The sequence below is a fragment of the Lysinibacillus fusiformis genome (genome assembly GCF_003049525.1).
Taxonomy (GTDB): domain Bacteria; phylum Bacillota; class Bacilli; order Bacillales_A; family Planococcaceae; genus Lysinibacillus; species Lysinibacillus fusiformis.
The window spans coordinates 76859-89016 of the sequence record NZ_PYWL01000006.1 but is presented as its reverse complement, the minus strand read 5'-3'; the positions used below and the strand labels follow the sequence as shown (position 1 = coordinate 89016).

The following is a 12158-nucleotide window of genomic DNA, read 5'->3' as shown; positions in this document are numbered from 1 at the left end:
TCATCCTTTTCGTCTTTATGTTATTTTTTTCCCGCAAGCTCAACAATTGCTTCCGCATAAATAGCCGCTGCTTGTACAAGATTTTCAACCACTACAAACTCATCCGCCCGATGCGCCACATCCTGCTCCCCAGGGAATAACATGCCAAATGCCACGCCCTTTTTCAGCACACGTGCATACGTCCCACCACCTGTAGATAATAGCGGTGTTTCTGTATCACCTGACTGACGTCTATAAATGGACGCTAATGTTTGGATAAATGGGTCATCTTCACTGACATAATGAGGCTTGGAGTCGTCTTGAATATCTAATGAAAATCCTCTTTTTACAACTAAACGTTGAGCCTCTGTAATTTTTTCATCGAATGGATAGGACACAGAATAGCGCATACTAATTACTAAACTGCCACCTTTACTAACATCATAGCTAACAATGCCTGGATTTAACGTTGTATGACCAGACATGGCATCTTCAAATTGTAATTCAAGCTGATGGCCATAATGATCCTGATAAAAAACATCTGCGATAAAGTCGACAAATTGTTTACTTGACTCAGTCGTCAACTCTTGTTGTAAAAACGCAGCAAGATAAACAGCTGCATTGACACCTTTTTCTGGTTCCATTGCATGGGCTGCTTTACCTTTGATAGTTATTATATAGCGAGAGTCCTCCATTAATAAAGAGCCATCTAGCTGATTTTTGCTTAAAAATGTTTGAAAATTCTGTTCGAATTGCGCTGATGCATGCTGAACTGTTGCTTTGGCCAAATCTGGTACCATATTTGGGCGCTTTCCTGCATTAAATAGTAGTAGCTGTTCTTTCGTTGCATCACCCACTTTATTTTGAGAGAACACAAGCTCTGCAATGCCTTTCTCAGCATTAATGAGCGGGAAATCTGCATCGGGTGCAAAACCGATTGATGGCATTTCCTCCTGTTTGAAATAGTGGTCGACACAGCGGAACCCTGTTTCTTCATCCGTACCAACGATCATTCGCACTCTTTTATCTAATTGAATACCTGCATCTTTGACAAGTTTCATGGCCATCCATGCAGCAACTGTAGGGCCTTTATCATCAATTGCACCACGTGCATACAGCTTACCATCAGCTACAGTGCCGCTAAATGGTGGGTATGTCCAATCAGCATCATCTCCAATTGGAACCACATCAACGTGACATAAAATACCTAATAATTCTTCACCTGCACCCATTTCGATATGTCCAGCATAGTTATCAACATTTTTCGTTAGTAGCCCTTCTTTTTGTCCCTTTGCTAGTAACCATTCAAGCGCTTGAAGTGGACCATTACCAAAAGGTATCTCAGTAGTTCTTGTATCCTCATCAAGAATACTATTAATTTGCACAAGCTCCTGTAACTCTTGTACTAATTCATCTTGCCTTTCTTTTGCAGCCTGTAACCAATTCATACCATGTACCTCCTTCAAGTATTAACATTATTCTACACCTTACAACATAAACGACAATCTTCTTTCTGACAACTATTTTCAGCAACTTCTACTGACACTACCACATATAGCATGTTTTTCAGGTATTCCCACAAAATACAGTGAAAATTTTATGTTTCTATTGTAAATTTCTATTGCATTCACTAGAAAATCATGTAGTTTTTCTATATAATGAAGTTATCAGAATAATTCTTCTGACTATAAAAATTAGAAAAGGGGATGTCTAAGGCAGCTACTTAATAGCCTAAGTGCACTCCGCACATATTGTCGTCCGCTAGTCTTTGCCAAGAGAATTAAGATGAAGGAGTGGTTCATTTAATGAAACCAACTACTGATCGAATGCTTAATCGTATTAAAGACGTGTACATGTTTATTTTAGACAAAGGAACCGTGTCTACACAGGATTTAGTCGAAGAGTTTAGTATCACTCCTCGCACCGTTCAAAGAGATTTGAACGTGTTAGCCTTTAACGATTTGGTGACGAGTCCAAGTCGAGGCAGATGGACAACGACGAAGAAAAAAGTAAAATTGACGTCTTAGTTTTACGTAGAATGCGTAAAGCATTGTGTATGGAAAAGAATGACCTTTCGTCGGGGTCATTCTTTTTTTGCTGTTAAAAGATTATTAGATATTGTTGATCTTCTTGGATCAATCGAAGACAATCATTATTTTGCTGTTTCATTGGCAGTAGGAATAAGAAAATAAATTAAAAACTCATCTTGCTCCTTTAAATAAAATGAAGCTCGTTCAGTCATTTCTCGTTTAACTTTACTGAAGCGTATCTCTCGAGAGTATTTTGACTATTTACAGTTGCTTAACAATCCGTTAAACTCGAAACATTCTAAATTGTTGAGAGGAGGATTTTATATGAAACTGTCAAATTTGTTTCATCCATTAGTTTGGATTATTTTAGGTGGAACAGTTTTCACACGTATTGCAAGCTTTATGGCAATGCCTTTTTTAGCTATTTATTTACATAATGAAATTGAAGCCTCTCCTTTACAAATTGGATTGACTATTGGGATTGCACCCCTTATATCTACAGTTGGGGGGTTTTTTGGTGGATATTTAACGGATCGTTTCGGAAGGAAAAGTGTCATTTTATTAACGATCATTGTATGGAGCCTCGTATTCTTTGGCTTTGCCACTGTCCATACAGTTTGGTTATTTATTCTATTCAACGCCTTGAACGGTCTTTGTCGCTCATTTTTTGAACCTTCCACTCAGGCATTAATGATTGATTTTACACCTTCTGATAAACGGAAAAGACTTTTTTCACTACGGTACACTGCCATTAATATTGCCGCAGTCATTGGTCCAATAATAGGTGTCTATATCTCGCAGTTAGCAAGCCCAAGTATACCTTTTATGCTAACAGGTATTATGTATATTATTTACGCCATATTTTTATTTTTCGTGTTAAATCGTTATCAAATGCAACAACAAAAAGCTGTTATGCAAACAAAAATTTTGCACACCTTCACAATCCTTTTAACAAATCGTGTGTTGCTTAGCTTTATTTTTGGGGCCATCCTTATCAATATCGGGTACTCTCAATTTGATTCGACATTGCCACAATTCATTGAATTAACTGTTGAAAATGGAACAAAACTGTATTCCCTATTGATTTCACTTAATGCAGCGGTCGTCTTATTATTACAATTACCTATTAGTATTGTGTCTGAACGATTTTCCTCATCCGCCACTTTATTAATCGGTATTCTATTTTTTGCAATCGGCCTATTCATGTTCGGGCTCTCCGACAACTATACGCTCTATATCATCGCCATGATTATTTTTACGATTGGAGAAATCTTTGCCTTCCCTACAATGAATGTCATGATTGATGAAATTGCGCCTGACACTCAAAAAGCGACCTACCTTGGCGCTGCACAGTTTAAAAATTTAGGGGGCTTTATCGGACCCATTATAGGAGGTTGGCTATTAACGCACTATATGGATGCCATGTTTGCAATTATAGCTGTCCTAGTATTGTGTAGTTGTATCTTTTATCGATCTAAAACATCAACACATTAAAAAACGCTCCATATCTATCAAATAGCTTAATTTGCTATTTATAGTATGGGGCGTTTTTTAAAGTTTGGCATCTTCGACAGCAGCGGCTTCAGCATAGCTAGAGTATTGGTCTTTACCAGCATTTTTCGATTGATATAGTGCTTGGTCCGCTCGCTCAAATAAGCTCATTTCTGAATCTTCGGGATGATGATAAATAGCCCCTCCCATACTCACCGATAGTACCGACCATTTCTCTATGTCTTGACCTTCGAATTTGAGAGTTCTTATTTGCGCCAAGATGGCATCTGCTAGCTGTTGCATATGATGCTCTGTTGTATCATACAAAACAATGGCAAATTCATCTCCACCAAACCTTACGACAAAACCATCTTTTTTCACTACTTTTTTTAAGATTTTGGCCGTTCCAATTAAGATATGATCCCCTTCCGCATGGCCAAACTGATCATTTACTTGTTTAAAATTATCTAAATCGATTAACAATAATCCAGGCCTATTTATTTTTCGTTTCTTTAGTAAGCTATCCATTTTTCGAATATAGGTTGCACGATTATAGACACCTGTTAACGGATCAAAAGTGGCGAGATGGATTGTTTTAGAGAGTATTTTATTAATAACTAACAGCATGACAAAGGCGGTTACTAAAGCAATGACTAGTAAAACCCAAAACTGTTTTGTGTTTTTTTGAAGCGCTTCCATTTTTGTGAAATTAGTATATTTCACATAAACAATTCTTTTGGAAGACTCCCCTCTGACCGTCTCTGCTTCATAAGGTAAAAAAAGATGCGTTTCAATCTGCCCCTGATTAAATGCTTGTTGATACTCGACAGGCTGCATCTTCTTCCTTGCTAGCTCAAAATATTTCTGAAACTGTTCGGATTGTTCTTGTACGGTTATCCGCTTCGATCTTGAATCATTAAAGAAAACCCCACCAGCACTAATCGTTTGCACTTCTACTAAATCAACGTATTTTGCTACCAAATATTCTGAAGTTTTCTCAAAGTTAAAAGTTTGAAAGACTGGATTTTTCAATAAGTCTATACTTAGTTCAAGTAGATATTTCTTATCATGTGTAGCAAGGTAGGCAAATTTTCGGTATTCTCCTGTCGTTGTGGAAATGTCTATCCCGTCTGTGAAAAACTCTCCACTCGCACGTCGTTCATCCAATAATGCAGAAAAACGCTGACAGCACTTAGAAAAATTGAAACCAAGATCTTTATCAAATGTTGTGTATATTACTGTATTAGACTGATCTACTATGTATATATCCATATTATGTTTATTTTTCATTTGTTGTAAATCCCATGTAGCAACATTTGGATTCTCACGATAATAGTTTTTTAAAGCTCTCAGTCCCTGCTCCATTTCGTCTGACATGTTTTCATCAAAATATAAATGAGCATTATCTACTGTTCGCATATCTGTAAGAATATGATTTTCTATTAACACTCTATTCCTGGCAACTTGTTCTTCTATATCATCAACTAATATTTGCCTATTCACACTTGAAATTACAGCAACCAGGATAACTGCAAAAGCTATTAAAGATAGTAATAATTTAATTCGCAGGTTCTTCATTTATTGGCCCTCTACTTATTTTCACCATCATTTTTTGGAAATATTTTAGACAATAATACGCTTCCTCACTATATTAAGATAACTCATTACGTATTATACAGTTACTGTCATAAGGCTGTATATAATAAATCCCCGATGCTAAGTTAGCACCGAGGAACATGTTAAGGGTTATTTTGTAAGCAGTTTAATTCTTCTGCAGTTAGCTCACGATATTCTCCTAACGCCAGGTGATCGTCTAATTTTAGATTCCCCATAGATATACGCTTTAAATAGGTTACACGTTTACCTACAGACTCAAACATTCGCTTCACCTGATGAAATTTGCCCTCCTGAATGGTTAGCTCAATTTCAGATTGTGGCGCAGATTTTAGAATAACAAGCTTGCCAGGCTTTGTCATATACCCATCATCTAGCTCCACGCCTTCTGCAAATTTCTCTACGTCCTCTTCCGTTACAACACCTTCAATATGTGCGTAATAAACCTTTGGCACGTGTTTTTTAGGAGACAATAATTTATGAGCTAATATACCATCATTCGTTAATACCAGTAGGCCTTCTGTATCTTTATCGAGTCGGCCAACCGGAAAAGGTTGAAAATGCTGGTCTAATGGCTCCAATAGGTCAATAACTGTTTCATCTCTTAAATCTTCTGTTGCAGAAATAACACCTGGTGGTTTATTCATCATAAAATAGACAAATTCTGTATAAACGACACGCTCTCCATAGACGGACACATTTTGCTGTTCTGGGTCAACATGCATAGCAGCATCTTTGACAGAAGCACCATCTACTGTGACAGCTTTTTGCTTTAATAGCTGTTTAACTTCCTTGCGAGAGCCATATCCCATATTTGCAAGTAATTTATCTAACCGCATCTTACCACTCCTATTTCATTCCCAGCTTGCTCATAATACGAGTTAATCGTTCACCTAATAGCTTTTGTGCCAAACCTATACGGAGTGACAAGAAGCCATAGACAGCTACGCCAACAACTGCACAAATAACAGAGAACAGTAATGCTGAGAATTTACTATCAACTGGACCCATTAGTAATTCCAGTAGCTTATGGACAATCAACACACTGACCGCCATTGCCATAGTCAATAATGCAATTAACATGACACGTCGAACGACCATCTCTGATCGATAATTTAATGTTTTACGTAACACAAGAATATTAATAATAATGGATACACTATAACCGATTGCAGTTGCTACAATAGCGCCATCTGCCTCCAATAAACGAATTAATGGGATATTTAGCGCTAGTTTAACGAAAATTCCTGATAATAAGCTGAAGACAATCCATTTTTGAAAATCTATTCCTTGTAATAGGGCAGCTGTCACTTGGAATAACGCAAATAAAATGGCAACAGGCGCATAATGGGCTAAAATCATCGAACCCATTTCACTTTCAGAATACAGCATAAAGTAAATTTCATTTGCTAATAGAGAAATACCAACTACGGCTGGCAATGTAATGAAAATTAAAATTTGATAGGTTTTATCCATCGCATGACGTAGCGATAAATATTCCCCCTGTGTGTAATATTTTGTAATCGTCGGGACAAGCGCCATCGAAAAACCTGTTGCTAGCATGACAGGAATGATGACAACCTTATGTGTCATAAAGTTAATCATCGATAGATAGGTATCTGTCACCTCAGCTAAGCCAATGGATGTCATAGCCCCATTAAATGTAAGCATATCGACTAATTGGAATAGTGGATTGGCTACACCTACGAACACCATTGGTATGGAGTAGGTAATAACTTCTTTATAAATATTGGACATGGGCAGTTGTGTAGAGGTTACACTTTGACTGCGTAATAAGTTAAATTCAGGCTGATATTTTTTCCAATAATAATAAAGAACACCTAAGCCACCGATCGCTCCGATAAAGGCTGCAAATACTGCAAAGGAAATGGCAGTCTCTGGTTTACCTTTGAACACAACCACCACGATAAAGGAACCGCCTAGTAACACGACAATTCGCACAATTTGCTCGACTAATTGTGAAACAGCGGTAGGCTCCATTTTGTCATAGCCTTGGAAGAAACCTCGCCAAAGACTCATAAAAGGTACAACAATTAAGGCAAAGCTAACCCATCTTATGACCGAAGCAATCTGATCTACTGTAAAAACTTGTTCTTCACTTTTAATCACCAATCCTGCTATAGGTGTAGCAAGGAAAAAGAGGGCAATAAATGCTGCAAAACCAGTCATCATCATAATGAGTATGCCCGATTTCATCAGCTTTCGACCTGATTGATAATCCCCCATTGCATTGTATTTAGAAACAAATTTGGAGACAGCAATGGGCGCACCTGATATGGCGATTGCCAGCATAATAGAGTAAGGGATGTATGCATATTGATAGAGTGCGATATTTTTCTCTCCGACAATTGCATAAAACGGAAAAATATAAATTAATCCGAGCACCTTCGATAAAAACATCCCCAATGTTAATATCGCAGTACCTTTCATTAAATTGGACATCATACCCATCCATTCATTGTAAAATCAATATTATAGTTATACTTCCAAGCATACTTATAAAAATCTTTTCGTTTTTTTATAGTCACAACATGCAAGCGCTGTCACTCGAAAGTTTCATAAGTAAACCAACTGTAATCTTAACATATTTATAGGAAATGAGACGCATAAAATCATCAAAAAGTTCATTTAAAAGTATACTTGATGAAAAAAGACCTGAAAATAATCGGTGAGGATTACAAAAAACCCCACCGATTAAAGCCCATTTCTTTATTACATGTCCACAAAGAACTTTTTATACCACACTAGGAATACATAGGCTGTCCAAATATAACGACCTCGGTTTGCTTTTCCTTCATAGTGTTCATCTAAATAGCCAACTAATTGTTTTGTATCAAAAAATTCATTGGCAAAGTCAGTAGTAAACATTTCTTTTACCATGTTGTAATACTTTTCTTCACGTAACCAGTGACGAATTGGTACTGGGAAGCCTAACTTCGGACGTTTAGCCCATTCTTCTGGTAATTCTTGATGTGCAGCTTGGCGCAGAACATATTTTGTATCAATGTCGTTGACGCGATATTGAGAAGGAATATTTTTAGCTAATTCCATTACTTCTTTATCTAAGAATGGTACACGTAATTCAATCGAATGCGCCATACTCATCTTGTCAGCTTTTAATAAAATATCGCCTGGCATCCAAAGATTTAAATCTAAATACTGCATTTTCGTCACATCATCTTCGCCTGGTACTTCGTCATAAATACGTTTTGTAATAGATTTTACAGATGGTGCATTTTTATAGTCAGGTTTTAGAACATTAATTGCATCTACTTCATCCCAAACTACTGCTTCCCCTATAAAGCGTTCCTCTACCGTTTGACCACCTTTTATAAGGAAGTTCGTATATTGGCTTTTAGGTAGAGCTTCCGCGATTCCACGTAACGTTTTACGAACACCCAATGGAAGTTTTTCATATTTTTGCATTCTTCCTGAGTTTTGATACCAAGAGTAGCCACCGAAAATTTCATCCGCACCTTCACCTGATAGTACAACTGTTACATCTTTAGAGGCTAGCTCTGAAAGGAAGTACAGAGGTACAGAAGAAGGATTCGATTGTGGCTCATCCATATGCCATTGGATTTTTGGAAGAGCTTCAAAACACTCATCTGCCGTAATATATTTACGTTCATTTTGAATATTTAACGTATCAGATAAATCTTTAGCTAGGTTCGTTTCATTAAACATATCTTCATAATCAGCAAACCCAACTGAGAATGATTTATCTGGACGTAATAAGGACGTAATATAACTTGAGTCAATACCACCTGATAAGAATGAACCAACTTTTACATCACTGATTTTATGAGCTTCTACTGATTCTTTAACAGTTGAACGAATTTCTTCAATGTATTTTTCAATGGATGCTTCTTTAGCATGGAATTTTTTATCCCAATATTGCACAATTTGCTTTTTGCCATTTTGAATGAGCATATAGTGTGCTGGTGGTAATTTAAAGACCCCTTTAAAGAATGTCTCATCCATCGAAGAATATTGGAATGTTAAATAAGGACGTAATGCCTTTTTATTTAATTCTTTAATAAATGAAGGATGTGGTAAAAATGATTTAATTTCAGAGCCAAAAATAAACGTACCATCTGTTGTATGTTCAGAGTAATACAATGGTTTAATACCAAAACCATCACGAGCAATGAATTGTAAATCATTCTTTTTATCCCAAATACAGAAAGCAAACATACCACGTAGCTTTTTCACAAAGTCTACACCATACTCTACATAGCCATAAATAATAACTTCACTATCTGATTGCGTTTTAAAAGTATGTCCTTTTTCAATAAGATCTGCACGCAGCTCTTGGAAGTTAAAAATCTCTCCATTGAATACAAGCACAATATTGCCGTCTTCACTATATAATGGCTGATTCGCTACATCTGATAAATCAATAATACTTAATCGTCTAAATCCTAACGTTACTGTATCGTCACTGTGAATACCACCACTATCTGGCCCGCGGTGAATAATTGTATTCATCATATTTTCAATTGTTTGATGATGATCAATCACATTTGTTCCATTAATATAACCTATAAATCCGCACATTCTATTTTTCACCTCATAATTTAGTGCATAACCTTTACCATAATAGCATGAAAAGACATTCATTTCATGCTGACTATGCTAATAAAGGAAACTTTCATCGATATAATTGTATAACAAAATTTATTGTGTTTCATTCTACTATAAAATACCCTTCAATACGAAGGAAGGGATAAAGAATTATAAAACACTTTGCTATTATTTTCAATGTCAAAGAAGCCCCTACTCTATATAGACTTCATGTATAATAGGAAAGATTCCTAAATTGAAAAGAAAGTGAGTTTCTAACTATGTATGATGTAATCGTGATCGGTGGTGGCCCATCTGGTTTAATGGCGGCGATTGCTGCTGGAGAGCGGAAAAAGAAAGTTTTATTGTTAGAAAAAGGTGCAAAACTTGGAAAAAAATTAGCCATTTCTGGTGGCGGGCGCTGTAATGTGACCAATCGTTTGCCTGTTGAAGAAATCGTGAAGCATATACCTGGTAATGGTCGTTTTCTTTATAGTCCTTTTACCGTTTATAATAATGAAGATATTATCGCATTTTTTGAAGGGCTTGGTGTTGCTCTAAAAGAAGAGGATCATGGTAGAATGTTTCCTGTATCTAACCGTGCACAAGATGTTGTCGATGCGCTAATTCGTCAGCTTCAACGTTTACATGTTGAAGTTCGTTTACACACAGCCGTTAACAAGCTTGTCATGGATGAAGAAAAAATTCTCGGTGTCCGTCTTACAGATGGCTCCGAAATTCGTAGCCAAGCCGTCATTGTAGCCGTTGGTGGCAAGGCTGTCCCACAAACGGGATCGACAGGCGATGGCTATCCATGGGCAGAGCGAGCTGGCCATACAATTACAACTTTATTCCCAACAGAAGTCCCTGTTATCTCGAAAGAGGACTTCATTCAAGCACGTGAACTACAGGGTCTAGCCTTACGTGATGTTGCTGTCTCTGTGCTAAACAAAAAAGGTAAGGTACTCGTTACCCATCAAATGGACATGCTCTTTACACACTTTGGCTTAAGCGGTCCTGCCGTTTTACGCTGTAGCCAATTCGTTGTGAAAGAATTAATGAAAACAGGCTATGAGCCCGTAACAATGCGTATACAAACTTTAACTAATTATAATGAAGAAACATGTCTACAATATTTAAATAAGTTGATCAAAGAGGATCCGAAAAAAGCTGTGAAAAATATTTGGAAAGGCATCGCCCCAGAACGTTGGCTATTATTTTTATGTGAACAGGCAAATATCGATGTACAAGTAACGGGTGCCGAATTATCCCAAGATAAAATTCGTCAGCTAGCTCGTTTACTCGTTAACTTCACTTTGACAGTAAGTGGCACACAATCACTTGATAAAGCATTCGTTACAGGTGGTGGTGTCTCCGTAAAAGAAATTGAGCCAAAAACAATGGCTTCCAAGAGAAAAGAAGGCCTATTCTTCTGTGGTGAAATCCTAGATATTCACGGCTATACAGGAGGTTATAATATTACCTCTGCCCTTGTAACGGGACGTATTGCAGGAATGAATGCGGCATTATAATAATAGAAGAAAAAGCGTGTCCGGACAAAGCGGACACGCTTTTTTAGCTTTCACTAGACATATATACTTCTTCAAATGGCTGGATAATGACAAAGCCCTCACCCGAAAACGCCATCTGGATTGATTCGCCACTTCCACGACCAATAAATGTACGGAAGCTAATATCTGTTTTAAACTCAGGTGTTAAATTCCCTGACCACGCGACAGTGGCATGTGGGTCAGTATAAACCGTTTCACCTGGTTTTACTAATAATGTTAATGGTTCGAAGTGTGTTGTAATCGCTACTTTCCCTGTCCCTTGTAACGTTACATTAAATAAACCACCTGACATGATGCCAGCCATTTTTCGCATTAACCGTATATCCCAGTTGATGCTAGGCTCAAAAGCAAGTAGATCATTACCATTTACACAAAGACTGTCGTTTTTCAAATCAAAGACGGTTACTTTCTTACCTTGATCGGCTAAATAAAGTCTGCCCTTTCCACTTGCTTTCATCAATTGTGTACCTTCACCTGTTAAAGCCTTTTTAAACATCTTACCAAGTCCGTGCTCCAACACGCGCTCACGTTCAAATTTAATGTCTCCTGTATAGGAAATCATTGCGCCCATTTTGGACCATACTTCACCGTTTAAATTAACCTCTAATACACGCTCAGTTTCCAATTCAAAATAATCATTTTCTTGATCATCCTGCTGTGTTTTATGAACAAATTCATCTAAAGAAAATTTCCCCATAGTAGATCCCTCCCTAATTACTTTATATACGATTACTTTTGAGAAAAGATTCAAATTTTAGCGCTTTATCCCTTACCCCATCTTTCGTTACAAATTTTCTCTTTTAATAACGAAATTTTTTCATTTCCAGTAATGGTATTGACATCAGGTATGCACTGTTATACATTAAACGAGGAACCGATAATTGTT

Annotated in this window: 9 protein-coding genes; 3 read left to right on the top strand and 6 right to left on the bottom strand. The window is 37.1% G+C overall.

Translation table 11 applies throughout. The features are described 5' to 3' along the window. Positions 1–20: 20 nt before the first annotated feature. Positions 21–1427, bottom strand: a complete 1407-nt coding sequence (pepV, locus tag C9J29_RS14965; RefSeq protein ID WP_107922382.1) for a dipeptidase PepV — start codon at positions 1425–1427, stop codon at positions 21–23. A gap of 357 nt (positions 1428–1784) precedes the next feature. Here pepV and C9J29_RS14960 point away from each other — a divergent pair, with 357 nt between their 5' ends. Together C9J29_RS14960 and C9J29_RS14955 are read left to right on the top strand one after the other, a co-directional pair. Continuing rightward, the gene (locus tag C9J29_RS14960) at positions 1785–2006 is read left to right on the top strand and encodes a DeoR family transcriptional regulator (protein WP_004226074.1); all 222 of its coding nucleotides are present in this window, start codon (positions 1785–1787) and stop codon (positions 2004–2006) included. A 327-nt stretch (positions 2007–2333) separates the two neighbouring features. Then, positions 2334–3503, top strand: coding sequence for an MDR family MFS transporter (locus C9J29_RS14955; RefSeq protein WP_008176697.1), 1170 nt, complete (start codon positions 2334–2336; stop codon positions 3501–3503). 57 nt (positions 3504–3560) lie between these two features. On the opposite strand, the gene C9J29_RS14950 is transcribed toward C9J29_RS14955, so the two are convergent. The 4 genes from C9J29_RS14950 to asnB all read right to left on the bottom strand — a co-directional run bounded on the left by C9J29_RS14950 (position 3561) and on the right by asnB (position 9695). After that, complete coding sequence (locus C9J29_RS14950; protein ID WP_089985633.1) at positions 3561–5078, bottom strand: GGDEF domain-containing protein; 1518 nt, start codon at positions 5076–5078, stop codon at positions 3561–3563. Between the two features lie 161 nt (positions 5079–5239). Next, entirely contained in the window at positions 5240–5953 is a 714-nt protein-coding gene (locus C9J29_RS14945; RefSeq protein WP_008176694.1) for a pseudouridine synthase, read from the bottom strand. Between the two features lie 10 nt (positions 5954–5963). Beyond that, positions 5964–7577 carry a putative polysaccharide biosynthesis protein gene (locus tag C9J29_RS14940; protein WP_025117504.1) on the bottom strand — a complete coding sequence of 538 codons (1614 nt, stop codon included), beginning with the start codon at positions 7575–7577 and terminating at the stop codon, positions 5964–5966. A 270-nt stretch (positions 7578–7847) separates the two neighbouring features. Next, positions 7848–9695, bottom strand: coding sequence for an asparagine synthase (glutamine-hydrolyzing) (gene asnB / locus C9J29_RS14935; RefSeq protein WP_089985632.1), 1848 nt, complete (start codon positions 9693–9695; stop codon positions 7848–7850). Between the two features lie 287 nt (positions 9696–9982). On the opposite strand from asnB, the gene C9J29_RS14930 reads away from it, so the two are divergent. After that, on the top strand, positions 9983–11233 hold the full coding sequence (locus C9J29_RS14930; protein ID WP_008176688.1) for a BaiN/RdsA family NAD(P)/FAD-dependent oxidoreductase: 1251 nt from the start codon (positions 9983–9985) through the stop codon (positions 11231–11233). Positions 11234–11276: 43 nt separating this feature from the next. Here the strand turns inward: C9J29_RS14930 and C9J29_RS14925 are convergent, their stop codons facing one another. Continuing rightward, the gene (locus C9J29_RS14925; RefSeq protein WP_008176687.1) at positions 11277–11969 is read right to left on the bottom strand and encodes an AIM24 family protein; all 693 of its coding nucleotides are present in this window, start codon (positions 11967–11969) and stop codon (positions 11277–11279) included. Between the last annotated feature and the right edge of the window lie 189 nt (positions 11970–12158).

Excerpts from the sequence above, each read along its gene's own strand:
- pepV (WP_107922382.1), bottom strand. The coding sequence starts at position 1,427 with ATGAATTGGTTACAGGCTGCAAAAGAAAGGCAAGATGAATTAGTACAA.
- C9J29_RS14960 (WP_004226074.1), top strand. The coding sequence starts at position 1,785 with ATGAAACCAACTACTGATCGAATGCTTAATCGTATTAAAGACGTGTAC.
- C9J29_RS14955 (WP_008176697.1), top strand. The coding sequence starts at position 2,334 with ATGAAACTGTCAAATTTGTTTCATCCATTAGTTTGGATTATTTTAGGT.
- C9J29_RS14950 (WP_089985633.1), bottom strand. The coding sequence starts at position 5,078 with ATGAAGAACCTGCGAATTAAATTATTACTATCTTTAATAGCTTTTGCA.
- C9J29_RS14945 (WP_008176694.1), bottom strand. The coding sequence starts at position 5,953 with ATGCGGTTAGATAAATTACTTGCAAATATGGGATATGGCTCTCGCAAG.
- C9J29_RS14940 (WP_025117504.1), bottom strand. The coding sequence starts at position 7,577 with ATGTCCAATTTAATGAAAGGTACTGCGATATTAACATTGGGGATGTTT.
- asnB (WP_089985632.1), bottom strand. The coding sequence starts at position 9,695 with ATGTGCGGATTTATAGGTTATATTAATGGAACAAATGTGATTGATCAT.
- C9J29_RS14930 (WP_008176688.1), top strand. The coding sequence starts at position 9,983 with ATGTATGATGTAATCGTGATCGGTGGTGGCCCATCTGGTTTAATGGCG.
- C9J29_RS14925 (WP_008176687.1), bottom strand. The coding sequence starts at position 11,969 with ATGGGGAAATTTTCTTTAGATGAATTTGTTCATAAAACACAGCAGGAT.